Genomic DNA, 23,898 nt, shown 5'->3' with positions numbered 1-23,898 from the left:
GGGCGGCCCACGCGCGGGGAACCTGTCGTCGCATGCACATCGATCTGACTGGACGCACCGCCCTCGTCACCGGCTCGACGCAGGGCATCGGCGCCGCCATCGCCGCCGGCCTCGCGCGTGCCGGCGCCCGGGTGGCGGTCAACGGACGCAGCGAGGACAGCGTGTCGGCCGCGGTCGCCACGCTGGCCCATGAGGTCCCCGGCGCCCAACTGGTGCCGGTGGCCGCGGACGTGGCGAGCGAGGAGGGCGCCGACCGGGTGGTCAAACTGCTGCCGCGGGTGGACATCCTCGTCAACAACCTCGGCATCTTCGGCTCCGCCGACCCGCTGGAGATCACCGACGCCGAGTGGCGGCGGTACTTCGAGGTCAACGTCCTGGCCGCGGTACGGCTCACCCGGGCCTACCTGCCCGGCATGACCGAGCGCGGCTGGGGGCGGATCCAGTACGTCGCCAGCGACTCCGCCGTCGTCATCCCCGCCGAGATGATCCACTACGGGATGTCCAAGACCGCGCTGCTCGCGGTGAGCCGCGGCTTCGCCAAGAAGGCGGCGGGCACCGGCGTGACGGTGAACTCCGTCATCGCCGGGCCCACCCACACCGGCGGGGTCGAGGACTTCGTGTACGAACTCGTCGACCGGTCCCTGCCCTGGGACGAGGCCCAGCGGGCCTTCATGCGCGAGCACCGGCCGCAGTCCCTGCTGCAGCGCCTGATCGAGCCGGAGGAGATCGCCAACATGGTCGTCTACCTCAGCTCCGAGCAGGCCTCGGCCACCACCGGGGGAGCACTGCGCGTGGACGGCGGGTACGTCGACGCGATCCTGCCCTGACCGGCCCCGCGCTACCAGGTCACCGGCAGGACGCGCGGCCCGCGGATCAGTCCCTCGCGCTGGAACTCGACGTCCTCGGCCGCCACGGCGAGCCGGAGCCTCGGGAAACGGCCGAGCACGGCCTTGATCATGACCTCGGCCTCCATCCGGGCCATCAGGGCCGCCAGACAGAAGTGCGGGCCGTGCCCGAAGGCGAGGTGCCCGGCGCCGTCCCGGCCGAAGTCGAGGACGTCCGGGTCGGGGAAGACCGAGGGGTCGCGGTTGGCGGCGACGTAGGCGTTGTAGACGACGTCGCCCTTGCGGATGAGCCGGCCGCCGACCTGCACGTCCTCGGTGGCGATCCGGGGGATCCCGACGCCGTTGCGGTGGGGCACGAACCGGTAGAGCTCCTCCACCGCCTTCGGTACCAGCGCGGGATCGCGCCGCAGCCGGTCGCGGTGGGCCGGATGGGTGAGCAGCGCGTACATCATGGAGCCGCTGTTGTTGCGGACCGCGTGGCCGCCGCTGACGTAGACGGCCATGGCGAGGGAGACCGCCTCGTCGTCGCTGATCTCGCCCGCGGCGGCGGCCTGGGCCAGCACGCTGGCCAGGTCCTCACGGGGTTCCTCACGACGGCGCGCGAGCAGGTCCACGACCCGGCCGCGGGTCGCCTCGCGCGCCGCCCGGTTGCGGTCGCCGCCGTCCGGGTCCTTGGAGAGCAGCGCCTCGGAGTTCCCGGCCCAGTCCCGCCAGTCGTCCTCGTCCGCGCCGAGGAAGAAACACACGACGGCGATCGGGAACGGGGTGTGCAGGTGTTCCATCAGGTCGGCCGGCGGTCCGGCCTGCTCCATGCCGTCGAGCATCCGGTCCGCGGTGCGCTCGGCCAGCGGACGCAGCCGGTCCATGCCCCTGGCGGTGAACGCCCGGGCCACGACCCGGCGCAGCCGGGTGTGCCGCGGCGGGTCGATGTACTGCAGTCCCGCCGTCTGCGACGCCACGGCCTGCGGCGCCATGCTGGTCACCGGGCGCCCGACGAGCTCCGCACGGGAGAAGCGCGGGTCGGAGGTCACGAGGCGGACGTCCTCGTAACGGGTGACCAGCCAGGCGTCGCCGGAGCCGTACGGCAGGGTGATCCGGGTGACCGGTTCGTCGCGGAGCACCTCGTCCAGGAACGGGTCGGGCTCCAGGGCGGGCAGGTCGTCGACGGGCCAGTGCCGCACCTGTGGGGCAGGTGCCGCGGGCTCGGTGTCGAAGCTCATGTCGCATCACTCCTGACTGTCCCGATTGCGAAGTGCCGGTCCGCCGGTGAGCGGCCGCGCGTCAGCAGGTCCCGTGCTCCACGCCGGAGTATCCGGGGGAGGGGCCGTCGCGGTGCGGACGCGGTGTCCGCCGTACGACCACCCGGGGCGGCCGTGGCGTCCGGAACTCTCCGCCCGGTCGCGGGGCCGGCTCGTGTGCTCGCCCGGCGCCGTCCGCGCTGCCTCGCCCGGACGGCCGGGGCGGTATGCCGCCGTCGGCCACGCTGCGTCCCTTCGCCGAACCTTTCTGTAGCGTGCCGCAGCCGCCGACGGCCCGCACGCCGGGAACGCCGGGAGCGCCCTTCGGCGGCCGGGCTCGCCGCACCGCCTCGGCATGTGCGCTCATGCCATCACTGACAGTTTCGATGTGTGGTTCTCGACCATGGCCGGGCGGGCGCGGGAGGCCAAGCATGTGCACGGCACGCTCCAGCTCCCTCCGTCCCCGCACCACCGGACCCGGAAGGCCGCACCATGCACCCCAGCCGTCGAAGCACCCTTCTGTCCGCCGCCCTGCTCGCGGCGGCGTCCGTCACCCCCGCGGTCTCGGCCCGGGCCGACGACGGATCGCCCGGCCGGGGCGGCGGCCGGCGCCGGATCACGGTTCCGGGCGCCGAACTGCAGCAGATCTCCCGCCACGACGACCTGACGACCAGCGCCCTCGCCGGCACGGCGTACACCGACACCGCCGACTGGGCCGGACTCGCCGCCAAGGGCACCCGCAATCCCACCGGCGTGCCCGGCCTGCAGATCGACGGCTACTTCCCGGGCTCCTCGCGGCTGAACACCCTGCACGGCTGGAACCACGACGCCCAGTTCGTGATCCGGCTGCCCGAGGACTGGAACGGCAAGCTGGTCGTCACCGGTGCGCCCGGTGTCCGCAAGCAGTACGCGATGGACACTCTCGTCTCCGACTGGGTGCTGGCCCAGGGGTACGCCTTCGCCGCCACCGACAAGGGCAACAGCGGGCCCGACTTCTACACCGACGGCAAGCGCCCCGGCGACGCCGTCGTCGAGTGGAACCGGCGCACCACCCAGCTGACCCGCGCCGCCAAGGCGGTCGTCGCCCAGCACTACGGACACGCCCCGCGCCGCACCTACATGACCGGCATCTCCAACAGCGGCTACCTCACCCGGTGGCAGCTGGAGAACCACCCCGAGCTGTACGACGGCGGGGTGGACTGGGAGGGGCCGCTGTGGCGCCCGGAGGGCCCGAACCTCTTCACGTTCCTGCCCACCGCCGTCGCCCGTCAGCTCGGCCGGGCCGGCGACGAGGACATGTACGCGGCCGGGTTCGCCCGCGGCTCGGAGTTCCTGTGGCCGTACCACGAGAAGGTCTACTGGGGACTGACGCAGAAGACCTACCGCGCCGAGTTCGACCCCGGCTACGACCCCGACTGCCCCGGCGCCTCGGCCGGTTCGACGGTCGAGGAGATCCTGGCGCCCTGCCCCTCCGACGCCGGCTACGACTACGCGGCCCGGCCCCGCGCCGTCCACGACGCGGTCGGCCGGGTCGCGCTCACCGGCCGGATCGGCAAGCCCATGATCACCGTGCACGGCACCCTGGACGCGCTGATCCCCATCCGGGTCCAGTCCGACCTGTACGCGCGGATGATCGCCGAGCAGGGCCGCTCCCGGCTGCACCGCTACTACCGGATCGAGGGCGGCACCCACGTCGACAGCCTGTACGACACCTATCCGGACCGGCTGCGCCCGATCCTGCCCTGCTACCGGGCCGCCTTCACCGCCCTGACGGACTGGGTGGAACACCACGAGGAGCCCCCGGCGAGCGGCACGGTGACCCGGCCGGCCACCGGTGACCTGGTCAACACGGGGTCGCTGACCTGACCGCACGGCGGCCGCGGCCGGGGTCCCTCACCGGTCCCGCCCGGGGCCGTCACCGGCCCGGACCGCCCGGCCCGCCCAGGGCTCAGCGAAGTACCGCGGCCGCCCGTTCCAGGGCTTCCCGGGCGGTGGTGAGCGCCTCGGCGCGGTCCTCGGGGACCAGACCGATCCGGGTGCAGCGGTCCAGCAGGTCCGACGCCTCCAGGGCGCCTTCGTGCAGGGCGGCCCACACCAGCTCGGCCCGGGTGACCGGCTGGCCCGGCAGGACCGCTTCGGCCAGCGCCGGGTCGCGCTCGGTCAGGGCCTGCACGGCCGGCGCCTCGGTGCCGTGCCGGCGGACCAGGCGGCGCGGCGCGGGCAGGGCCCGCAGCGTTCCGGCCGGGGCGGCTCCGACCAGCGGGAGATCCATGGTGGGGGAGGGCCGGGCGGGCAGGCCGCGGGCCTCCAGGGCGGCGTCCACCGCGTCCTGCGCCATCCGCCGGTAGGTGGTCAGCTTGCCGCCGACGACGGTGGTCACCCCGTCCGCCGAGGTCAGCACCGCGTGCCGGCGGGAGATGTCGGAGGTCCGGGCCGGTGCGTCACCCGCGCCCCGGGACGCGTCCGTGTCCAGCAGCGGGCGCAGCCCGGCGAAGGCCCCGACGACCTCGTCCCGGCGCACGGGCACGTCCAGGACGGACCCGAGCACGTCCAGCAGGAAGCCGATGTCGGTCTCGGGAACCTCCGGCACGTCCGGCAGCGGGCCGTCTACCGGCTCGTCGGTGAGTCCCACGTAGACCCGGCCGTCGCCCTGCGGCAGGACCAGCACGAAGCGGTTGGTCTCGCCGGGGATCGGGATGTGCAGTCCGGCCGGCAGCGTGCCGAGCCGCTCCGAGCGAAGGACCAGGTGGGTGCCGCGGGAGGGGCGGATCCGGATGCCGTCGACCAGCTCGCCCGCCCACACGCCGGTGGCGTTGACCACCGCGCGGGCGCGGATCTCGCCCTCCTCGCCGGTCAGTTCGTCCCGGACGCGGGCGCCGGTGCCGGTCAGCTCCAGCACCCGCACCCGGGTCAGCACCCGGGCGCCGTGGGCGGCGGCGGTGCGGGCCAGGGCGGTCACCAGCCGGGCGTCGTCGGTCACCCGGCCGTCCCAGGACAGCAGCCCGCCGCGCAGTCCGTCGGCGCGCACCGCGGGCGCCAGGTGCCGGGCCTCCGTCGCCGACAGCCGGCGCGGCGCGGGCAGCGCCTGCCGGGGCGTCCGCGCGGCCAGCCGCAGCATGTCACCGGCCCGGAACCCGGCCCAGGCCAGCGAGGCCTGGGCCCGCGACACCAGCGGGGTCAGCGGCAGCACGAACGGCTGGGCGGACACGAGGTGCGGGGCGGTGCGGGTCATCAGCACGCCGCGCTCGACGGCGCTCTCGTGCGCGACGTCGAACTGCGCGGAGGCGAGATAGCGCAGTCCGCCGTGGATCAGCTTCGAGCTCCAGCGCGAGGTGCCGAACGCCAGGTCGTGGGCGTCGACCGCGACGACGTCCAGTCCGCGGGCGGCCGCGTCCAGGGCCGCTCCGGCACCGGTGGCGCCGAGCCCGACGACAAGGACGTCGCAGACCCGGCCGTCCGCCGCCTCGGCGAGTTCGCGGGTGCGCCGGCCCGCGCTGAGGGACGAGCCGGGTACGGCCTCGGGGTGGCTCATGGCGTCAGGGTCCTCTCCAGAAGGGCGCGCAGCTCACCGAGCAGGGCGGCGGAGTCGAGGTCGGGGTCGTCCTCGTCGGTCATCGTGCGCAGGGACAGGGCGAAGGACTGCACCACCAGCAGCAGGGCGCGTGCCTGCCGCTCGGTGTGGGCGGTGCGCACCGAACCGTCCGCGTGACCCTCGCGCAGCGCCTCGGCCAGCAGCGCCAGCAGCGCCTCCTGGCTGGTGCCGCGCCGGTCCAGGACGTAGGGGAGCAGCAGTTCGGGATCGACGTCGACGATCTTCCGGAAGAGCGGGTGCGCGCGGAACGCCTCCACCCCCGCCACCAGCCCGTCCACGATCCGGGCGCGGGTGACGGTGTCGGAAGCGGGCTCCGGTATCGCCCGGGTGGCCACGTCGATCCACTCACGGGTCATCAGGTCGCCGACCAGGGTGCGCAGATCGGGCCAGCGCCGGTACAGCGTCATCCGGGAGACGCCGGCGCGGCGGGCCACGTCGGCCAGGGTCGTGCGGCGCACGCCGACGGCCAGCACACAGTCGCGCACCGCGTCGAGCACGGGATCGCTGTCCGAACCGTTGTGACGAATAGGCGTCATGTGTCACAGTGTAACGCCCCGGGGGCCGGGCGGAGCCGCCGCCGCGCGAACCGAGCACACCGACCTGTGAGGACGACCCTTCGATGGACATGCTGTGGAACGGCTGGGGCGACCCGGCGAAGGCCGCACCCCTGCCCGGCGCGGTGACCGGACTCCTGCGCGACCTGCTCGGGGTCACACCGCGCACCGCGCCGGCACTCGCGCTCGAGGACATCCGGCTGCCCGCCCCCACGGCCGGCCCCGCCGCGCTCGAGGCGCTCGCCCGGGCCGCCGGCGGCGCGGAGCACGTCCTGACGGACGACGAGAGCCGGGTCCGGCACACCCGCGGCAAGTCCACCCCCGACCTGCTCCGGCTGCGCGCCGGCGACGTCACCGACGTCCCGCAGGCAGTGGTCCTGCCCTCCTCCCACGACGAGGTCCTCGCCGTGCTCCGGGCCTGCGCCGAGCACGCTCTGGCCGTCGTCCCGTTCGGTGGCGGCACCTCGGTCGTGGGCGGACTCGCCCCCGAGCGGCGCGCCTTCGTCGCCCTGGACCTGCGCCGCATGAACGGCCTGCTCGACCTCGACCCGGTCTCCCGCACCGCCGTGCTCCAGCCCGGCCTGCGCGCCCCCGAGGCCGAGGCACTGCTCGCCGAACAGGGCTTCACCCTCGGCCACTTCCCGCAGTCCTACGAGTGGGCCACCATCGGAGGCTTCGCCGCGGCACGCTCCAGCGGACAGGCCTCCGCCGGCTACGGCCGCTTCGACGACATGGTGCTCGGGCTGACCCTCGCCACCCCCGAGGGCACCATCGAGACCGGCCGCGCCCCGCGCTCCGCCGCGGGACCCGATCTGCGTCAGCTCGTCCTCGGCTCGGAGGGCGCCTTCGGCGTCATCACCTCCGTCCTCGTACGGATCCGGCCGCTGCCCACGACGCGCGTCTACGAGGGCTGGCGGTTCGCCTCTTTCGAGGAGGGCGCCGCGGCCCTGCGCCGGCTCGCCCAGGACGGACCGCGGCCCACCGTGCTGCGCCTGTCCGACGAGACCGAGACGCTCATCGGCCTCGCCCAGCCGGACGCCATCGGCGCCCAGCTCCAGCGGGGCGACGCCGGCTGCACGGCGATCACCGGCTACGAGGGCACCGCCGAGGACACCGCCCGCCGGCGGGAACGGGCGGCAGCCGTCCTGCGGTCCTGCGGCGGCACCCTGATCGGCACCGAACCGGGCGAACGCTGGGCGCACGGCCGCTACTCCGCGCCCTACCTGCGCGACGCCCTGCTGGACGCGGGCGCGTTCGCCGAGACCCTGGAGACCGCCGCGTTCTGGTCCCGGGTCCCCGAGCTGTACGGCGCGGTGCGCACGGCCCTCACCGAGACCCTCACCCGGGCCGGCACCCCGCCCCTGGTGATGTGCCACATTTCCCACGTGTACGAGAACGGCGCCTCCCTCTACTTCACCGTCGTCAGCGCCCAGGGCGAGGACCCGGTCGCGCACTGGGCACCCGCCAAGCGCGCCGCCAACGACGCCGTCCTCGCCGCCGGCGGCACCATCAGCCACCACCACGGCGTGGGCACCGACCACCGCGACTGGTACGTCCGGGAGGCGGGCGCCCTCGGCGTCGCCGCGCTGCGCGCCGTCAAGGACCGCCTGGACCCGGACGGACTCCTCAACCCGGGCGTCCTGCTCCCCACCGACTGAACCACCCGCCGTCCCTTCCGCTCCCACCGTAACCGCCCGGAGGCACACCGATGCGACAGTTCACCGCCGTCGTCAACCCGACCGCGGGTGACTCGACCGGAGCGGCCTCACTGCTCCAGGTGGCCCGCCTGCTCCGCGAGGCCGGAGCGGAGCTGGAGACGGAGTACAGCCACAGCCTCGCCCACGCCCAGGACATCGCCCGGCAGGCCGGAGAACGCGGCCGGGTGGTCCTGGCGGTCGGCGGCGACGGGATGGCCGGCGGCGTCGGCGGCGCGCTCAGCGGCACCGGCACCGTCCTCGGCCTCGTACCCGCCGGGCGGGGCAACGACTTCGCACGCGCCCTCGGCCTCCCCCGGGACCCCGCCGCGCTCGCCGACATCCTGCTGCGCGCGGAGCCCGGACGGGTCGACACCATCGAGGTCGAGTCCGCCGTCCACCGGCGCACCGTGGTCCTCGGCAGCGTGTACGCCGGTGTCGACGCGCTCGCCAACCGGCACGCGAACCACACCCGGCTGCTGCGCGGCGCCGCCTCGTACTACGCGGGCGGCCTGCGCGCCGTCACCACCTGGCGGCCGGCCGACTTCCGCGTCACGGTCGACGGCGAGGAGCACCACCACCGCGGCTACACCGTCGTGGCCGCCAACTCCCCCTACTACGGCTTCGGCCGCCTCATCGCCCCCGGTGCGCGGGTCGACGACGGGCTCCTCGACGTCGTACTGATCCGTGAGGCGCCGCGCCTGCTGTTCTTCACGCTGATGAACGAGCTGAAGACCGGGGCTCATGTGAAGCGCCCCGAGGTGGTGATCCTGCGCGGACGCGAACTGCGTATCGAGGCCTCCCGGCCCGTGCCCTACGGCGCCGACGGCGAGGTGGAGGCCACCCTGCCGGTGACGCTCCGGGTACGCCCCGCCGACCTGCCCGTGCTGTACCGGCCGGGCACCACCGGCGGCTGAGGGACCTCCCCGGCCACCGGACGGCCGGGCGGAGGCCCGGATCAGCCGGTGGCCGGCGGCCGGAAGCAGGCGTGCACGACCTTGCCGTCCGGACAGGGACGGGTCTGCCAGGTGTCGGCCAGCGCGTCCACGAGCAGCATGCCCCGTCCGCCCGGACGCTCGGGATCCGCCGGCCGCGGGACCGGAAGCTGCCGGGACCGGTCGTGGACGGACACGTGCAGACAGGTGCTGTCCCAGGTCAGCACCAGGTCGGCCGCGCTCTGCGCGTGCACGTGGGCGTTGGTGACCAGCTCCGAGATGGTCAGCAGCACGTCGTCCACCGTCTCCGGCGCCGACTCGGTCCAGCCCAGTGACCGCAGATGCTCGCGCGCCCAGTCGCGCGCGGTCTTGACGCTCGCGTTCAGCGGCAGTGAGCGTGCCCAGCCCACCGCCCGCAGTGATGATTCGCTCAAGGTGTGCCCTCCTGCTGTGCCCGTGCGACGCGCATACCCGCTCGGCGGGTATCGACGCGACCGGCACCCCGACGGACACACCGGACAGGGGGGTGGAACGCCTCGATGCCCCCGGGGAGTGCGCGCCGCCTCCCCCTCCGCTCAGGTCCGGGTCTCGGCCTCCCACCGGTCCGGGCCCATGCCGCGCCAGTCGATCAGCGGCGAGTCCGCCACGTCCTCCGGCTCGATCTCCAGGCCCGCCCGGCGCAGGAACTCGACCAGATCGCGCACGCTGTGCGCGAGGCCGAGGATCTCACCGCCGACCCGCACCCGGCGTCCGCCGGTCGGGGACGGCAGCTGCACGATCACTGGGCGCTTGCCGGGCATGGCTCCAGCATCGGCCGAACCGCCCGCCCCCGCACCCGGGACGAGGACAGGTGTCGGGCGGGGCCGGGAAGGGCACTCGGCGAGGGCAGTCAAACGGACATATGCACCAGGAGGCGCACGTGGCGGTTCGGCATCGTCTGATCAAGGCAGCCCCGGACAGGGTGTGGGCGGTCCTCGCCGACGGCAGCCGGTACGCGCAGTGGGTGGTGGGAACCTCCGAGTCCCGGCCGAAGGACGGTGAGTGGCCGCAGGAGTCGGCGTCCATCAGCTACCAGATCCGGCTCGGTCCCTTCGAGGTCGGCAACGAGACGGTGGTACGCCGCTGCGTGGAGGGATCCATTCTGGAACTCGAGGCCCACGCGGGCCCGCTCGGCACCGCCCGCATCAGCATCGAGCTGCGCAGGTGGGGGGAGCACTGCCTGGTCATCGTCGACGAGCACCCGCTCCAGGGCGCGGGCGGGACCCTGCACAACCTCGGCTTCGAGGCGCTCATCCAGCTTCGTCACCGGGCCATGCTCGCGCGCCTGGCGAAGACCTGTGAGGACGACGGCACCGGCGAGGAGCGGGACCGGCGGCCGCGGCCGGGCGGGCGGTACGCCGCCGGCGCGGGCGGAGCCGGCCATGCCTGACGCCGTGGTGATCGGAGCAGGCCCCAACGGGCTGGTGGCCGCCAACCTGCTGCTGGACGCCGGGCTGAGTGTCACCGTGCTGGAGGAGCAGCCGGAGCCGGGCGGCGCCGTCCGGCACGACCGGGGCGTGGACCCCGACTTCGTCAGCGACATGTTCAGCTCCTTCTACCCCCTGGCCGCCGCGTCGCCCGTGCTCTCCGCCCTGCGCCTGGACGAGCACGGACTGCGCTGGAGCCACGCCCCGAGCGTGCTCGCCCATCCGCTCACCGACGGCGGATGCGCGGTGCTGCACCGGCGGACCGACGACACCGCGGCCTCCCTCGACACCTTCGCGGACGGCGACGGAGCCGCCTGGCACCGGCTGGTCGAGCTGTGGCGGAAACTGCGCCCCGGTGTGCTGGGCGCCCTGTTCACCCCCTTCCCGCCCGTCAGGTCCCTCGCGAAACTCGCCCTCGACCTGCGCGCCTCGGGCGGCCTGCGCGTGGCGCGCTCCCTGCTCCTGCCGGTGCGCCGCATGGGCGAGGAGGAGTTCCGCGGCGAGGGCGGCCGGCTGCTGCTGGCCGGCAACGCGCTGCACGCCGACCTCGCCCCCGAGTCCGCGGGCAGCGGAGGCTTCGGCTGGCTGATGTCCATGCTGGGACAGACCTACGGCTTCCCCGTGCCGTCGGGCGGATCCGGAGAACTCACCGGCGCGCTCGTGCGCCGGCTGCTCAGCCGTGGGGGAGAGCTGCGCTGCGGGCGGCGCGTCGAGCGGGTGGTCGTACGCGGCGGCCGGGCGGTGGGGGTCCGCACGGCCGACGGACAGGCGCTGCCCGCCCGGCGCGCCGTGCTCGCCGACGTCGCGGTGCCCGCCCTGTACGAGGACCTGGTCGGTCCCGAACACCTGCCCGCTCAGATGCTGGAGGACCTGCGGCGCTTCCAGTGGGACTTCGCCACCTTCAAGGTCGACTGGGCGCTCGACGGCCCGGTGCCGTGGCAGGACGAGCGGGCCGCCGGCGCCGGGACCGTCCACCTGGCCGACGGCATGGACGAGCTGACCCGCTTCGCCGCGCAGATCGCCATGCGCCAGGTGCCCGACCGCCCCTTCTCCCTGTTCGGCCAGATGACCACGGCCGACGCCACCCGTTCCCCCGAGGGCACCGAGGCGGCCTGGGCGTACACGCACATCCCGCACGACATCCGCGCGGACGCCGGCGACGAGGGCATCACCGGGAAGTGGGGCCCCGACGACCAGGAGCGCATGGCGGACCGGGTCGAGCGCCAGGTCGAACGCTTCGCGCCGGGCTTCCGGTCCCGCGTCCGCGCCCGGCGCATCCTGGCCCCGCCCGCCATGGGGTCACTCGACGCCAACCTGTTCGGTGGTGCCATCAACGGCGGCACCACCGCCATGCACCAGCAACTCGTCTTCCGCCCGCTGCCCGGCACCGGACGGCCGGAGACCCCCGTACCGGGTCTCTACCTGGCCTCGGCGGGCGCCCACCCCGGCGGCGGCGTCCACGGAGCGTGCGGGGCGAACGCGGCCCGGGCCGTGCTCCGCGGGGACCGGACCAGGGCCCTGGCCGGCGCCCAGCGGATGCTCGCCCGGCGCGACCGGACCGGCCGCCGGCGCTGACGGCCGGCACCGGCGAACGGCATGACGGCCGGCAACAGCGAACCGCAGGGAGCGGCATGAGCGAACACCACCAGGACGGTCCCGACCTCCGGCACCGGCGCCCGGAAGGTGTCGACGACAAGACGGTCGAGGCCCTCGGATCACTGTCGAAGGCCCTGGAGACGACGGAACGGGCCCGCGGCAGCCTCTACGACTTCCACCAGCTCACCGGCGGCGCGGATCTCGAACTGGACCGTGCGGTCAGCCTGTTGCGGGAGGCCGGGCACCCGGAGTGGGCCGACAAGGTGGAGACGGAGATCCTGGGCCGCAACGTCATCCCCGGCCACTGGACCTTCCAGATCATCGAGGCCTACGACCGGACCTACTACCAGCCCTTCCGGGAGCTCGAGCGCAGCGCCGTCGACGAACTCGCCCAGGGACGGGACCACTTGTACGAGGCGGAGATGAAGGAGGCCCGCCGCACCGCCGGGCACCCGGACCACACGGCCCGCCCGGGAACGGAGGAGCCATGACGCGCCCGGGCGGCAGCCCCCTGCGGGGCCGGGTGGTCGTGGTGACCGGTGCGGCACGCGGCCTGGGCGCCGCGCTCGCCCACGCGGTCGCCCGTCGCGGTGGTGTGCCCGCGCTGCTGGGCCACGAGCCGGCCCTGCTGGCGGAGGTCGCCGGCCGGCTCCCCGGCCCGGCCCTGGCCCACGAGGTCGACGTCACCGACGCCCCCGCGCTGCGGGCCGCCGCCGACGAGGTGCGCCGGCGTCTCGGGCGCCCGTCGGCCGTGATCGCCAACGCCGGTGTCGCCGAGGGCGGCCCCTTCGTCTCCTCGGACCCCGCCGAGTGGCGCCGGGTGATCGAGGTGAACCTCGTCGGCAGCGCCCAGACGGCCCGGGCCTTCCTGCCGGACCTCGTGGACACGGCGGGCTACTACCTGCAGATCGCCTCGCTGGCGTCGATGGGTGCCGCGCCCATGATGAGCGCCTACTGCGCCTCCAAGGCGGGGGTGGAGGCCTTCACCCACTCACTGCGGGCCGAGGTGGCCCACCGCGGGGTCGGCGTGGGCATCGCCTACCTCAACTGGATGGACACGGAGATGATCCGCGACGCCGACCAGCACGCCGTACTGCGGGAACTGCGCGGCCACATGCCGCCGCCCGCCCGCCGGACGTACCGCGCCGACGACGTCGCCGAACGAGTCGTCCGCGGTCTGGAACGACGCCGGACCGCGTTGTACGCGCCGGCCTGGCTGCGGCTCGTCCAGCCGGTGCGGGCCGCCCTGCCCCCGGTGGTCCTGCGGCTGTCCCGCCGCGAGCTGCCCCGTCTGGAGGCGCGCGAACCACTCCGGCACACCGGGCTGCTCGGCGCCGGCGGCGACGCCGACCGCGCCGCGGCCGGGACCGGGCGGCCGGACGCCCGGTGACGACGGCAGGGGGGATGGGACGGGAAGCCGCGCCGGGCCGGTGCCCGCCGGTGCCGGGAGCCGCCGGCGGGTGCCGCGGCGTGGGCCGCGGCACCCGCCGCGAGGTCAGGCCCGGTCGGCGAGCTTGCCGATCAGGTTGACCGCCGTGCCCACGCCGTCCTCCTTGCGGAGCCGTTCGCCGATGGCCGCGGCGCGCTCGCGCAGGTCGTCGCCGACCAGCCGGTCCAGCACACCCACCAGGTGCTCCAGCCCGAACTCCTGGAAGTTCGCGTACCCGCCGACGCCGAGGCGGGCCACCCGCTCGCCCCAGAACGGCTGGTCGCTGAAGACGGTGTAGATCCAGGTGGGCAGCCCGGCCGTCAGGCCGGCGGCCGTGGTGCCGGCCCCGCCGTGGTGCACCACGGCCCGGCAGCGCGGGAACAGCCAGTCGTGGTCGACGGCGCCCACCAGCCGCACGTTCTCCGGCAGGTCGCCGGTCAGGCCGGACAGATCCGACCAGCCCACGCCGACCAGCAGCCGCAGCCCGGTCCGCCCGGCGGCGCTCACGATCAGGTCGACCAGCTTCTGCGGGTCCAGCACCGGCATGCTGCCGAAGCCGAGGAACACCGGCGCCGGGCCGTCCGCGAGCCAGTCGGCCAGCCCGCCGGGGACGACCGCCTCCCCCACCCGTTCGCGCACCGCGTGCGGAAGCCGCCAGAAACCGGTGACCGTGTTCTGCGGCGCCCAGTCGTGCGGGCGCGGGACCACCTGCTCGCTGAACGCCTGGAGTGTCGGCAGGCCCAGGTCCACGGTCCAGGTCAGCGCCGCGCCGGGGGCGGGCGGCAGGCCGAGCGAGGCGCGGAACTCGTTGATGTCGTCCTTCTTGCCCTGCCAGTAGACGTCCTCGGCCACCTGGTGGGTCTGGAGGTGGTACTGCTCGGCCGGAACACCGTCCGGTACCGCCTGCGGGGTCAGCGGCTGCGGGAACTCGTCGGTCATCAGCCACGGCGTCAGGTGTCCGAGGACGACAGGCGTGCCGCGCGACTGGGAGACCGCGAGCGCGTAGTCCTCGGTGTTGACGCCGGTGACCAGGACGTCGGCGCCCTCGGCCGCCGCCAGCACCGCCGCGCCGATGGTGTGCCGTGCCTCCGACAGCATCTTCGTGATGCCCGCGAGGTACGCCTCCACGTTCCCGGCGGCCAGCCAGCGCCTGCCCTCCTCGGAGCGCAGCACCTCGCGGACCTCCAGATCCATCTCGACGAACTCGGCGTCCGTCCCCGCGACCAGGCCGCGGGCGTCGCGGGGCGCGGCGAACACCACCTCGTGACCGGCGTCGATCAGGCCCTGGGTGAGGGCGACGTACGGTTCGAAGTCGCCGCGGCTGCCGGCCGTGGACACACCGATCCTCATGCCGCCACCTCCGTCCGGCGGGATACGGCGGTGGTGCGCCGGGCCGTTGGCTGTTCCATCTGGTACCTCACTTCGTGGGGTGCGGCTTTCGCACGGTTGGCGGATCCGGGGGGTTGCGGGGCGAGGGCGCCCGACGACAGAGGTGGGAGCGCTCCCATCTGCCTCCGGCGCGTGAGCGTGTGCTCGTGACGTCCGTGGGGCCTCACCGGCGGGCTGGAGCTACCAGATGACCGGCAGACTCCTCAGGCCGTAGACGAGGGTGTCGGTGCTGGCGGCGACCTCCTCACGGGGTACGGCGAGCCGCAGTCCGGGCAGGCGGCGGAAGACCGCGCCGATGGCCACCTCGAGTTCCATGCGGACCAGCGGGCCGCCGGGGCAGAAATGCGCACCGTGCCCGAAGGCCAGGTGGTGGCTGTTGTCCCGGTGGATGTCGAAGTCCGTCGCGGCGGCGAACACGGTCTCGTCGTGGTTGGCGCCCGGGATGGAGATGATCACGGCGTCCCCGGCCGCGATGCGGGTGCCGCCGATGGTCAGTTCCCTGGCGGCGACCCGGACAACGTTATCCTGGGCGATCGACCAGTAGCGCAGCAGTTCGTCGACGACCTTCGGCAACAGGCCTGGATCGGCGTGGAGTTCGGCGAGCACGTCGGGCCGGTCCAGCAAGGTGTAGACGCTGAGCGCGATCTGGTTGGCCGTCGTCTCGTGCCCGGCGATGAGCATCAGCCTCACCAGCGCCACCAGGTCCTCGCCGGAGAGCAGGCCGGTGCGGACGTAGTCGACGGTCAGGCGGCTGAGCAGGTCGTCCCGCGGTTCGCCGGCCCGCGCCTCGGCCAGCCGGGCGAGGTACTCGGTGGTGGCGATGAACGCCTCGATCGCCTTCTCCGGTTCCGCCTGGTTGAGTATGGCGCTCGTACTCGCCTTGAATTCGTTCATGTCCTCGTCCGGAACGCCGAAGATCCGGGCGATCACGGTGCAGGGGAGAGGCAGCGAGAAAGCCGCGTGGAAATCCACGGGGCCGGTCGCCCTGGTCATTTCGTCCAGTAACTCGTCCGCCACCGCCTCGATGAGCGGACGGAGGATCTGGGTGCGGTGTGCGGTGAATTCCGGGGCCACCATTTTCCGGTATGTGCCGTGTTCGGGCGGATCCATGCGCCAGAAGGAAACGGCTCTCGGAGGTACCGGGAACAAGAGTCGATTGGGCCAGTTCGGGTGCTGGTCGTCGACGCTCAGCCGGGGTTCGGCGAGGGCTTGGCGCACGTCCGCGTGACGGGCGATCAGCCAGGCGCGCCGCCCGTCCCGGAGCTGGACCTCGCGGGGCGGGCCGTCGCGGTACTCGGCCAGTGCCGGGGGCTGGGACATCGGGCACGTGCGCGGGAGCGGCCACTCCATGGGGGTCGCCTCAGCGTGGATCATGATTCCCTTTCTCGTTGCGCGGTCGGCTTGGATAGCGCTTTCTCGAAGGGTGTCCAGGTGGTTCCCACCCAGCTTGAGCAGGCCCGCTGACGCGGCGCTGACATGGCCGATTTCTTTCCATGGGTCGTATGTCAAGATGCTCTCGGTGGCCTGACTTCCAGAAAACCGCGAATAGCTGTGCACGTGACAACGCATGCCATTTTAAACGTAGTGGGATAAATCCCCGAGGGGGCATTCATGGCAACCGAGGAGTTGTCCGGATCGGAGCTGAGGGAGGCGCCCGCCGCGCCCTCCGCGGAGCCGCCGCGCTGGAGTCCGCTCGTGCTGGTGTCGCTCGGCACCTTCATCACGGTCCTGGACTTCTTCATCGTGAACGTCGCCGTGCCCGACATCCAGAGCGAGCTGCACGCGAGTTCCGTCGCCGTGCAGTTCGTCCTCGCCGGATACGGCCTGCCGCTCGCCACGTTGATGATCACGTCCGGGCGGATGGGCGATCTCTACGGCAGGCGGCGGCTGTTCGTGCTCGGGCTCGCGCTGTTCACCGCCGCGTCCGCGTGTGCCGGTCTGGCCCAGAACCCCGGACAGCTCGTGGCCGCCCGGGTGTTCCAGGGGGTCGCCGCCGCGCTCGTCACCCCGCAGGTGCTGGCTCTGCTCGGCGCGATGTACGAGGGGCGGGCGCGGACGGTCGCGTTCAACGTGTACGGCCTGGCGATCGGCATGGCCGCCGTGTTCGGGCAGCTCATCGGCGGCTCGCTGATCGCGCTCGATCCGGGCGGCCTCGGCTGGCGGGCGATCTTCCTGGTCAACGTGCCCATCGGGCTGGTCGCGGTGGTGCTGGTGCCCCGGCTGGTCCCCGAGTCGCGCGGCGGCGGCGGCCCCGGCCTGGACGTCGTCGGCATGCTCCTGGTCATGCTCGGCCTGGTCGCCGTCGTCCTGCCGCTGACCGAGGGCCGCGAACTGGGCTGGCCGCTGTGGTCGGTGCTCTGCCTCGTCGCGGCGGTGCCGGTACTGGGGGCGTTCGCGCTGCAACAGCACCGCGGCACGGTCCGGGGCGGCTCACCCCTGGTCGACACGACGCTCTTCCGCTCGCGGACGTTCTCCGTCGGTCTGGTGGCCATGATGTTCTACTTCGCCACCATGGGCGCCTGCTTCCTGGTGCTGTCGCTCTATCTCCAGCAGGGACGTGGCATGTCGCCGCTGGGTTCCGGCCTGATGTACCTCCCGATGGGCGCCGGCTTCTTCGGCGCCACCGCCCTCGGCGGCAGGGCCGTGAGCCGGCTGGGCCGGTGGGCCCCGGCGGCCGGTGCCTTCCTGGTCGCCCTCGGCTACGGCGGGCTCGCCCTCCTGGTGCGGGAGATCGGCGCGGGCGGCGAGGCCGCCCTGCTCGCCCTGCCGCTGCTGGTGGCCGGCGTCGGTATGGGCCTGACGATGGCGCCGCTCTCGGCCATGGTCCTCGCTCCGGTGGGTCCCGACCACGCGGCCGCCGCATCCGGCATGCTCACCACCGCCCAGGAGATCGGCGCGACGGTGGGCACGGCCCTGACCGGCAGCATCTTCTTCCGGCTGGTGTCCGACCACTCCGGCCCGGCCACGGCCCCCCACGCCTTCAGCGTCTCCCTGACGGTCCTGGTCGCCTTCGACCTGCTGGTCGTGGCGCTGGTGGGCCTCATGGGGCGGGACAAGGAGGGCGCGGTGTGACCCGGAGCCCGTTTCGTCGCGTTCGTCCCTCAGGTGCGGGGTACACGGGAGCGCGGGGGCGGCGCGGGACCGGCAGGACCCGCGACCACGACCGGGGGGCCGCGACGAAGGGACCGACGACCATGGCCGGCAGCAAGCGACAGGGTTCCGGCAAGGACCTCGCCAAGGGCGACACGGTGGCCTGGAAGAGCCACGGGAGCACCACGGAGGGCGAGGTCGAGCGGAAACTCACCAAGCGCACCGAGGCCGCCGGACGCACGGTGGACGCCTCGCCCGACGACCCGCAGTACGAGGTCCGCAGCGCCAAGTCCGGCAAGCGGGCGGTGCACAAGCCGTCCTCGCTGCGCAAGAAGTGACCGCGGACCACCGCGGGAGGCGAGGACCGCCCCCATGCAGACATTCCTGCCCGATCCCGACTTCCACCGCTCCGCCCTGATCCTGGACCGCAGACGCCTCGGCAAACAGCGTGTCGAGGCGCTCCCAGTCCTGCGCGGCCTGACCGTCCCCGGCTACGGATGGCGCCGGCACCCCGCCGTGCGCATGTGGACCGGATACGAGGAGGCCCTGGTCCGCTACGGCCTGGAGATCTGCCGGGTCTGGCGGGACCGGGGCCACCAGGACAGCTGCGCCGCCTCCCTGGTCGCCGGTCTCGCGGCGGAGCGCCCCGGCGCGCCCGTGCGCGACCAGCAGGCTCTCGCGGCCGCCGGCGAGCTGCCGCCCTGGCTCGGGGACGAGGACTTCCACCGCAGTCACCGCTCCGCGCTCGTCCGCAAGGACCCGGACGCCTACGGCCGGACGTTCCCCGGCGTACCCGACGACCTGCCGTATGTGTGGCCGCGGTCCGACCGGGAACGAGAGGGGGTGTCCGCCGGTGAGTGACGCGGGCGGCCGACGGGAGACGGGAGAAGCCGTGCTGCCGGACCTGCGCGCCCAACTCGGCGCGATGCTCTTCCGCCGGGTGGCGGGCCCCGACGGAGGCGAGATCCGCGCCCGTATCCACGGCACCCCGGGCCCCCGCTGGTTCGGGCCCGACCGGCCCATCCGGACCGTCCACGGCGACGCCTCGATGTTCATCGGCGGAGTGAGCGCCCTCCTGCTGCAGTCCCTGCATCCCCTCGCCATGGCCGCCGTCGACGCCCACTCCGGCTACCGCGGCGATCCGTGGGGCCGGCTGCAGCGCACCAGCGCCTTCCTGGCCGTCACCACCTACGGCACGGCGGCCGACGCGCAGGCGGCCGTCGACCGGGTCCGCGGCATCCACGCACAAGTGCGGGGGCACACCCGGCAGGGTGAGCCCTACCACGCCGCCGACCCCCATCTGCTCGGCTGGGTGCACACCGCCGAGACCGAGTGCTTCCTGCGCGCCCACGAACGCTACGGGGCCCACCGTCTCGACCGGGCGGGCTACGACGGCTACGCCGCGGACACCGCGACGGTCGCCGAGGCCCTCGGGGTGACCGACCCGCCGCGCGACCGCGAGGCCCTGTCCGACCGGCTGGAGCGCTACCGGCCGGAACTCGGGGCCACCCCCGAGGCGCGTGCCGTGGCACGCTTCCTGCTCCTCGAACCGCCCGTTCCGCTCGCCGCGCGCCCCCTGTACGGCGCCCTGGCCGCGAACGCCGTGAACCTCCTGCCGGACTGGGCCCGCGCCCTGCTGCGGCTGCCCCGGGTGCCGCTGGTCGAGGACCTCACGGTGCGCCCGGCCGGTCACCTGCTCACCCGCACCATCCGCTGGGCCATGGCGCCGCCCCCGAAGCCGTCCTGACGGTGGGCGAATGCCTGGGGGCGGCTTGCTTCCGGGCGGTGGATGCGGGACGGTTGCCAAAGGACAACATCCCCTGAGGCAGGAAGGTGGTGGGGCGCGCGGCTCGCGTGCCCCCGCGTGTGTGCGCTTCCCCGAGTTCTTTTGCCGACCCGCGGGACGCCGGCGTCAACGTCGGCGCGACCTGGGGTGATGCCCCCTACCCGGTCCTCGTGATCGACCGGAACGGCGGTCTCGTCGGCCTGAACGCCGCCGCCCGCCGGCTGCTTCCGCACGGGAACGGCGACGGCGAACGGCAGCACCTCGTGCCGTCCTGGCTGTCCGCCGCCCACCGGCGCCTCACCGAGGGAGCGGCCGGCGCTTTCACCGGCCCCCTCACCGGAGAGATCGAGGAACGCCGCTACGAGGCCCATGCCACCCCGTCGGAGGACGGCACCGTGGTGTGGTGGCTCATCGACGACACCGACCGGCGTGTGGCCGAGACCGCCCTGCACAGCTCGCAGGAACGGGTGGCCGTCCTGTCGGCCGTGTCCAGCAGACTGCTGTCCACCCTCAACGTGCCGCGCTGCGCGGAGGCGACCGTCGGCATGGCCGCGGAGCACCTCGCCGAGGCCGCCGTGCTCGTGCTTCCCCCGCAGGGGCGCCGGCACACCCTGACCTACGCCCAGCGGGGCCGGCCCGTCCAGCGGGCCGTGCGGCAGATCGACCCGCGCGCCGTGCACGGCCTGGCGGAGGCCCTGCAGGGGTTCCCGCCGGTCCCGGCCCGGTGGATCGACCCCGACGGCCTCCCGGGCTGGGCGGTCCCGGAGGGCTTCGCCGGGCCGGTCGGCTCGGTGATCGTCACCCCGCTGCCCGGGCACGGCGTCCCCGCCGGTGCCCTCATCCTGCTCCGCTCCGGCACCGAGCGCGTCTTCACCGAGGGCGAGGAGGTCTTCGCCCGGCTGTTCGCCGCCCGGGCCGGAGCCGCGCTGTCCGCGGCCCGCCTGTACACCGAGCAGACCGCCATCACGGCCACGCTGATGCGCGAACTCCTGCCGCCCGCCCTGCACACGGTCGACGGGGTCGAGTACGCCGGGCAGTACCGTCCCGCCGGGGACGAGGAGCGGGTGGGTGGTGACTTCTACGACTTCCACCCCGGCGCCGAGGCCTCCCAGGAGACCCTCGTCGTGCTCGGTGACGTCGCCGGCAAGGGCCTGGACGCGGCCGTGCTGACCGGCAAGATCCGCAACACCCTGCACGCCCTGCTGCCCCTGGCCGGAAACCACGACGAAGTGCTGAGACTGCTGAACGGCGCCCTGCTGACCACTCAGCACACCCGCTTCGCCACCCTGGTGCTGGCCTCCGTGCGCCGCCGTGACGACCGGGTGCACGTACGGCTGACCAGCGCCGGGCACCTGCCGCCGCTGATCGTGCGCCGTGACGGCAGCGTGGAGGAGGTGCCCACCCAGGGCACGCTGGTCGGCGCGCTGCCCGAGATCAGCTCGGTCGGCGCCGAGGCGGTGCTCGGCCCCGGGGAGACCTGCCTGCTGTACACGGACGGCATCACCGAGGCTCGCGGCGGTCCGCTCGGGGACGAGATGTTCGGCGAGCGGCGGCTGCGGCGGACCCTGGCCGAGTGCGCCGGGCTGCCGGCCGAGGCGGTCGTGGAGCGCGTGCAGATGCTCGCCGCCCAGTGGATCGGCGGCGGCCGCCACGACGACATGGCGACCGTCGCCGTCAGCGCCCCGGCGAAGGGTGCCCCGGCGAAGGTCCCGCCGGGAGCCCCGGACCGCGACGGCGCGGGCGAGCGTGAGGGGAGGCGCTGGTGAGCGTTCCCGTACAGGTGAGCCGGATCGAGGACCGGCTCTGGCAGGCCGTCGTGGACGGCGACGAGTACAGCGCGGTCGGCATCGTGCACGGCGCGCTCGCCGAGGGCGTCGTCGACGAGGAGACCCTGCTGCTGGACGTCATCGCCCGGGTCCAGGAGAAGATCGGCACCGAATGGGCCGCCAACCGCATCAGCGTGGCCCAGGAACACGCCGCCACCGCCATCAACGAGCGGGTGGTCGCCGCGCTGGCCCACCGTCAGGACGGCGGCCCGTACGCGGGTGCGTACCGCGGGCGGGTGACGGTCGGCTGCGTGGACGGGGAGTGGCACGCCTTCCCCGCCCGGCTGGTGGCGGAGATACTGCGCCTGCGCGGCTGGCAGGTCGACTACCTCGGCGCGCAGACGCCCACCCCTCACCTCGTCGCCCACCTGCACCGCACCAATCCGCGGGCGGTGCTGCTGTCCGGGTCGATCCCCACCCACCTGCCCACCGCGCACGCGGCCATCACGGCCTGCCAGGCCGTCGGCGTGCCGGTGCTGGCCGGAGGCCGCGCGTTCGGCCCGCAGGGCCGCTACGCGTTCGCGCTCGGAGCGGACCGGTGGGCGGCCGACGCCCGCGGCGCGGCGGCGGCACTGGAGGCCGACCTGCCGCACCCGGACCCGGCCGCCGCCCGGCAGATCGTGGACGACCTGCCGCACCTGGCCGACCAGGAGTACACGATGGTCGCCCAGTCGCGCGGCACGCTCGTCAAGCAGACCCTGCTGGACCTGGAGGACCGTTTCCCCGCGCTGCGCGCGTACAGCGACGAGCAGCGGGAGCGGACCGCCGAGGACATCGCGCACATCGTCGACTTCCTGGCCACGGCGCTCTACGTCGACGACATCGAGGTGTTCACCGGCTTCCTCCTGTGGACCGCCGAGATCCTCGAGGCGCGGAGCGTACCGGCGATCTCCCTGGTCAGCGGCCTGGACGCGCTGTCCGACCGGCTGCGCGACTTCCCGCGTACCATGAAGATGCTCCGTGAGGGCGCCACCGCCCTGCTCGAGCGTGCCCACTCGCCCGCGCACGGACCCGGACCCGACCTGCACGTATGACCCAGCACTCTGCCACCGAATTCAGCCTCACCACGGACAACGCGCCGTCCACCCTGACCGTGCGCGTCGCCGGGGAACTCGACTACGACACCTGCGACGAGCTGGTGGACACCGTGGTCGCCGGTCTCGCCGGCCCTCCGGCCCCCCGCCACGTGCGCCTGGACTTCGCCGCGCTCACGTGGATCGACTCCATGGGACTCTCCGCGCTGCTGATGATCCACCGGCACACCTGTGCGGTCGGCGCCGTACTGCACCTGGACAACCGGCCCGACGCCCTGGAGCGCATGCTGCGTCAGACCAACGTGCTCGGACACCTCACGGCACCCGTCGCGGCGGGCGAACCGGCCCCGCCGAATGAGGGCGGAGTCACCGGGGCGGTGGTCTCGTGACACCGGCCTCGCCTCCCCCCGACCGCGGATGGCAGGATGACGTCATGCGGTGGGGATCCGAGACAACAGTGCAGGTCGCGCGGCACGCGCGCGTCCTGGAGATCAGGGTGCGCGGTGAGATCGACTTCGACGAGTGCGACCTGCTGCGCGCCGCCTGGGCCGAGGCCGACGAGTCCGACGTCCCGACCACCGTGGTGGACCTGTCCGGGGTCACCTTCGGCGACAGCCAGTTGCTCAGTGCCCTCCTCGACGCCCAGCGGCGCCACCGCGCGCGGGGCCGTGAGTTCGTCATCCTCGGCCCGCTGCAGGAGGGACTGGTCCGGCTGCTGACCATCAGCGGCACCCTCGGACACTTCACCATCACCGACTCCCGCGACAGCGCGCTGCGCAGCGACACGTCCTGAGCCGCGGCGCGCCACCGGGAGGGACGGGAAGGATGACGGGAACACCGAGGGGGACGGATTGTCCGTGACGCATCAGAGCGAGGGCGGCCCGGGGCCGCACACGACGGCGGGCCCACAGAACGGCCTGCCCGCAGCCGGGCCGGCCGACGTGCTCCGCTTCAGCGGGACCTGGGCCGAAGGCGCCCTGCGCATCGCCGACGCGCGTGCAGCCGTCCGCACCCTGCTCGCGCGAGCCGGTCACTCACCCACCCAGCGGGCCGGCCAGGACGCGCAGCTTGTGGTCAGCGAGCTGATCACCAACGCGCTGCGCCACGCTCCCGGCCCCTGCGGCATGCTGCTGGAGCTCGCTCCCGGCCGGCACGAGCTGCGCGTCACCGTCTCGGACACCTCCCAGCGCGCTCCCGTCGTGCGGCCCGTGGACGCCGAGCGGATGGGCGGCCGCGGTCTGCACCTCGTGCTGCGGATCTGCGGCCGCCTGCGCGTCACCCGGCACGCCCAGGGCAAACAGGTCTCGGCCACGGTGCCGCTGCCCGGCTAGTGCTGTGGCCGGAAAGGTTCACCGGCTCGCGACGCCCGGCACGGCACCTCGCCGCGTTGTCGCATCACCCGAGTACATCCAGTACGCGGGCCA

At 74.0% G+C, this 23,898-nt stretch carries 24 protein-coding genes; 17 read left to right on the top strand and 7 right to left on the bottom strand.

All coding sequences use genetic code 11. The annotated features are described in order from the left end of the window. The first annotated feature begins 32 nt into the window (after window positions 1–32). Complete coding sequence (locus ACWCPN_RS25305; protein WP_451210247.1) at window positions 33–827, top strand: SDR family NAD(P)-dependent oxidoreductase; 795 nt, start codon at window positions 33–35, stop codon at window positions 825–827. A gap of 11 nt (window positions 828–838) precedes the next feature. On the opposite strand, the gene ACWCPN_RS25300 is transcribed toward ACWCPN_RS25305, so the two are convergent. Next, window positions 839–2,065, bottom strand: coding sequence for a cytochrome P450 (locus ACWCPN_RS25300; protein ID WP_451210244.1), 1,227 nt, complete (start codon window positions 2,063–2,065; stop codon window positions 839–841). Window positions 2,066–2,575: 510 nt separating this feature from the next. Between ACWCPN_RS25300 and ACWCPN_RS25295 the strand changes: the two genes are divergently transcribed. Then, window positions 2,576–3,949 (top strand): tannase/feruloyl esterase family alpha/beta hydrolase, encoded by a 1,374-nt coding sequence (locus tag ACWCPN_RS25295; RefSeq protein WP_451210242.1) that lies wholly within the window; start codon window positions 2,576–2,578, stop codon window positions 3,947–3,949. A gap of 82 nt (window positions 3,950–4,031) precedes the next feature. Here the strand turns inward: ACWCPN_RS25295 and ACWCPN_RS25290 are convergent, their stop codons facing one another. Then, window positions 4,032–5,615: a glycerol-3-phosphate dehydrogenase/oxidase gene (locus tag ACWCPN_RS25290; protein ID WP_451210239.1), complete on the bottom strand. Its 1,584-nt coding sequence runs from the start codon at window positions 5,613–5,615 to the stop codon at window positions 4,032–4,034. Then, on the bottom strand, window positions 5,612–6,211 hold the full coding sequence (locus ACWCPN_RS25285; protein ID WP_451210236.1) for a TetR/AcrR family transcriptional regulator: 600 nt from the start codon (window positions 6,209–6,211) through the stop codon (window positions 5,612–5,614). The genes ACWCPN_RS25290 and ACWCPN_RS25285 overlap by 4 nt, the downstream gene beginning before the upstream one ends. An 83-nt stretch (window positions 6,212–6,294) precedes the next feature. Between ACWCPN_RS25285 and ACWCPN_RS25280 the strand changes: the two genes are divergently transcribed. Together ACWCPN_RS25280 and ACWCPN_RS25275 are read left to right on the top strand one after the other, a co-directional pair. Then, window positions 6,295–7,887 (top strand): FAD-binding oxidoreductase, encoded by a 1,593-nt coding sequence (locus ACWCPN_RS25280; RefSeq protein WP_451210233.1) that lies wholly within the window; start codon window positions 6,295–6,297, stop codon window positions 7,885–7,887. A 50-nt stretch (window positions 7,888–7,937) separates the two neighbouring features. Continuing rightward, complete coding sequence (locus ACWCPN_RS25275; RefSeq protein ID WP_451210230.1) at window positions 7,938–8,840, top strand: YegS/Rv2252/BmrU family lipid kinase; 903 nt, start codon at window positions 7,938–7,940, stop codon at window positions 8,838–8,840. A 41-nt stretch (window positions 8,841–8,881) separates the two neighbouring features. Here the strand turns inward: ACWCPN_RS25275 and ACWCPN_RS25270 are convergent, their stop codons facing one another. Next, window positions 8,882–9,292: an ATP-binding protein gene (locus tag ACWCPN_RS25270; protein ID WP_451210227.1), complete on the bottom strand. Its 411-nt coding sequence runs from the start codon at window positions 9,290–9,292 to the stop codon at window positions 8,882–8,884. 141 nt (window positions 9,293–9,433) lie between these two features. Beyond that, entirely contained in the window at window positions 9,434–9,658 is a 225-nt protein-coding gene (locus ACWCPN_RS25265; RefSeq protein ID WP_385015838.1) for a hypothetical protein, read from the bottom strand. Between the two features lie 119 nt (window positions 9,659–9,777). On the opposite strand from ACWCPN_RS25265, the gene ACWCPN_RS25260 reads away from it, so the two are divergent. From ACWCPN_RS25260 to ACWCPN_RS25245, 4 genes are read left to right on the top strand one after another with little or no spacing between them, the layout of a single operon-like run. After that, a complete protein-coding gene (locus ACWCPN_RS25260) occupies window positions 9,778–10,287 on the top strand; it encodes an SRPBCC family protein (RefSeq protein WP_451210223.1) in 510 nt (169 codons plus the stop codon). Then, window positions 10,280–11,899: a phytoene desaturase family protein gene (locus tag ACWCPN_RS25255; protein ID WP_451210220.1), complete on the top strand. Its 1,620-nt coding sequence runs from the start codon at window positions 10,280–10,282 to the stop codon at window positions 11,897–11,899. Before ACWCPN_RS25260 ends, ACWCPN_RS25255 begins: the two co-directional genes overlap by 8 nt. Window positions 11,900–11,955: 56 nt before the next feature. Beyond that, entirely contained in the window at window positions 11,956–12,411 is a 456-nt protein-coding gene (locus ACWCPN_RS25250; protein WP_199209285.1) for a hypothetical protein, read from the top strand. Then, window positions 12,408–13,310 (top strand): SDR family oxidoreductase, encoded by a 903-nt coding sequence (locus tag ACWCPN_RS25245; protein WP_451210217.1) that lies wholly within the window; start codon window positions 12,408–12,410, stop codon window positions 13,308–13,310. Before ACWCPN_RS25250 ends, ACWCPN_RS25245 begins: the two co-directional genes overlap by 4 nt. Window positions 13,311–13,415: 105 nt before the next feature. Here ACWCPN_RS25245 and ACWCPN_RS25240 read toward each other — a convergent pair whose 3' ends face one another. Together ACWCPN_RS25240 and ACWCPN_RS25235 are read right to left on the bottom strand one after the other, a co-directional pair. After that, window positions 13,416–14,699: a glycosyltransferase gene (locus ACWCPN_RS25240; protein WP_451210214.1), complete on the bottom strand. Its 1,284-nt coding sequence runs from the start codon at window positions 14,697–14,699 to the stop codon at window positions 13,416–13,418. Window positions 14,700–14,918: 219 nt separating this feature from the next. Further along, a complete protein-coding gene (locus ACWCPN_RS25235; protein ID WP_451210211.1) occupies window positions 14,919–16,112 on the bottom strand; it encodes a cytochrome P450 in 1,194 nt (397 codons plus the stop codon). A 237-nt stretch (window positions 16,113–16,349) separates the two neighbouring features. On the opposite strand from ACWCPN_RS25235, the gene ACWCPN_RS25230 reads away from it, so the two are divergent. The 9 genes from ACWCPN_RS25230 to ACWCPN_RS25190 all read left to right on the top strand — a co-directional run bounded on the left by ACWCPN_RS25230 (window position 16,350) and on the right by ACWCPN_RS25190 (window position 23,805). Then, entirely contained in the window at window positions 16,350–17,810 is a 1,461-nt protein-coding gene (locus ACWCPN_RS25230; RefSeq protein WP_451210208.1) for an MFS transporter, read from the top strand. A 122-nt stretch (window positions 17,811–17,932) separates the two neighbouring features. Continuing rightward, window positions 17,933–18,166, top strand: coding sequence for a hypervirulence associated TUDOR domain-containing protein (locus ACWCPN_RS25225; protein ID WP_199209281.1), 234 nt, complete (start codon window positions 17,933–17,935; stop codon window positions 18,164–18,166). Window positions 18,167–18,200: 34 nt separating this feature from the next. After that, window positions 18,201–18,689 carry an MSMEG_6728 family protein gene (locus ACWCPN_RS25220; RefSeq protein ID WP_451210205.1) on the top strand — a complete coding sequence of 163 codons (489 nt, stop codon included), beginning with the start codon at window positions 18,201–18,203 and terminating at the stop codon, window positions 18,687–18,689. A 64-nt stretch (window positions 18,690–18,753) separates the two neighbouring features. Beyond that, the gene (locus ACWCPN_RS25215) at window positions 18,754–19,575 is read left to right on the top strand and encodes an oxygenase MpaB family protein (RefSeq protein WP_451210541.1); all 822 of its coding nucleotides are present in this window, start codon (window positions 18,754–18,756) and stop codon (window positions 19,573–19,575) included. A 209-nt stretch (window positions 19,576–19,784) separates the two neighbouring features. Continuing rightward, window positions 19,785–21,380, top strand: a complete 1,596-nt coding sequence (locus ACWCPN_RS25210) for a PP2C family protein-serine/threonine phosphatase (RefSeq protein ID WP_451210202.1) — start codon at window positions 19,785–19,787, stop codon at window positions 21,378–21,380. Then, complete coding sequence (locus ACWCPN_RS25205; protein WP_451210200.1) at window positions 21,377–22,474, top strand: cobalamin B12-binding domain-containing protein; 1,098 nt, start codon at window positions 21,377–21,379, stop codon at window positions 22,472–22,474. Before ACWCPN_RS25210 ends, ACWCPN_RS25205 begins: the two co-directional genes overlap by 4 nt. Then, complete coding sequence (locus tag ACWCPN_RS25200) at window positions 22,471–22,863, top strand: STAS domain-containing protein (RefSeq protein ID WP_365128406.1); 393 nt, start codon at window positions 22,471–22,473, stop codon at window positions 22,861–22,863. Before ACWCPN_RS25205 ends, ACWCPN_RS25200 begins: the two co-directional genes overlap by 4 nt. 44 nt (window positions 22,864–22,907) lie before the next feature. Continuing rightward, the gene (locus tag ACWCPN_RS25195) at window positions 22,908–23,267 is read left to right on the top strand and encodes an STAS domain-containing protein (RefSeq protein ID WP_365128408.1); all 360 of its coding nucleotides are present in this window, start codon (window positions 22,908–22,910) and stop codon (window positions 23,265–23,267) included. Window positions 23,268–23,331: 64 nt separating this feature from the next. Next, the gene (locus ACWCPN_RS25190; RefSeq protein ID WP_451210197.1) at window positions 23,332–23,805 is read left to right on the top strand and encodes an ATP-binding protein; all 474 of its coding nucleotides are present in this window, start codon (window positions 23,332–23,334) and stop codon (window positions 23,803–23,805) included. The last annotated feature ends 93 nt before the right edge of the window (window positions 23,806–23,898 follow it).

It is taken from the genome of Streptomyces sp. NPDC002386 (genome assembly GCF_053593175.1).
Note: the sequence above shows the minus strand (reverse complement) of the source record. Positions and strands in the feature narration are given on the sequence as shown.

Bases quoted from the DNA above. Each gene is read 5' to 3' on its own strand.
- ACWCPN_RS25305 (WP_451210247.1), top strand. From the start codon at position 33: ATGCACATCGATCTGACTGGACGCACCGCCCTCGTCACCGGCTCGACG.
- ACWCPN_RS25300 (WP_451210244.1), bottom strand. From the start codon at position 2,065: ATGAGCTTCGACACCGAGCCCGCGGCACCTGCCCCACAGGTGCGGCAC.
- ACWCPN_RS25295 (WP_451210242.1), top strand. From the start codon at position 2,576: ATGCACCCCAGCCGTCGAAGCACCCTTCTGTCCGCCGCCCTGCTCGCG.
- ACWCPN_RS25290 (WP_451210239.1), bottom strand. From the start codon at position 5,615: ATGAGCCACCCCGAGGCCGTACCCGGCTCGTCCCTCAGCGCGGGCCGG.
- ACWCPN_RS25285 (WP_451210236.1), bottom strand. From the start codon at position 6,211: ATGACGCCTATTCGTCACAACGGTTCGGACAGCGATCCCGTGCTCGAC.
- ACWCPN_RS25280 (WP_451210233.1), top strand. From the start codon at position 6,295: ATGGACATGCTGTGGAACGGCTGGGGCGACCCGGCGAAGGCCGCACCC.
- ACWCPN_RS25275 (WP_451210230.1), top strand. From the start codon at position 7,938: ATGCGACAGTTCACCGCCGTCGTCAACCCGACCGCGGGTGACTCGACC.
- ACWCPN_RS25265 (WP_385015838.1), bottom strand. From the start codon at position 9,658: ATGCCCGGCAAGCGCCCAGTGATCGTGCAGCTGCCGTCCCCGACCGGC.
- ACWCPN_RS25255 (WP_451210220.1), top strand. From the start codon at position 10,280: ATGCCTGACGCCGTGGTGATCGGAGCAGGCCCCAACGGGCTGGTGGCC.
- ACWCPN_RS25250 (WP_199209285.1), top strand. From the start codon at position 11,956: ATGAGCGAACACCACCAGGACGGTCCCGACCTCCGGCACCGGCGCCCG.
- ACWCPN_RS25245 (WP_451210217.1), top strand. From the start codon at position 12,408: ATGACGCGCCCGGGCGGCAGCCCCCTGCGGGGCCGGGTGGTCGTGGTG.
- ACWCPN_RS25240 (WP_451210214.1), bottom strand. From the start codon at position 14,699: ATGAGGATCGGTGTGTCCACGGCCGGCAGCCGCGGCGACTTCGAACCG.
- ACWCPN_RS25235 (WP_451210211.1), bottom strand. From the start codon at position 16,112: ATGATCCACGCTGAGGCGACCCCCATGGAGTGGCCGCTCCCGCGCACG.
- ACWCPN_RS25230 (WP_451210208.1), top strand. From the start codon at position 16,350: ATGGCAACCGAGGAGTTGTCCGGATCGGAGCTGAGGGAGGCGCCCGCC.
- ACWCPN_RS25225 (WP_199209281.1), top strand. From the start codon at position 17,933: ATGGCCGGCAGCAAGCGACAGGGTTCCGGCAAGGACCTCGCCAAGGGC.
- ACWCPN_RS25220 (WP_451210205.1), top strand. From the start codon at position 18,201: ATGCAGACATTCCTGCCCGATCCCGACTTCCACCGCTCCGCCCTGATC.
- ACWCPN_RS25215 (WP_451210541.1), top strand. From the start codon at position 18,754: ATGCTCTTCCGCCGGGTGGCGGGCCCCGACGGAGGCGAGATCCGCGCC.
- ACWCPN_RS25200 (WP_365128406.1), top strand. From the start codon at position 22,471: ATGACCCAGCACTCTGCCACCGAATTCAGCCTCACCACGGACAACGCG.
- ACWCPN_RS25195 (WP_365128408.1), top strand. From the start codon at position 22,908: ATGCGGTGGGGATCCGAGACAACAGTGCAGGTCGCGCGGCACGCGCGC.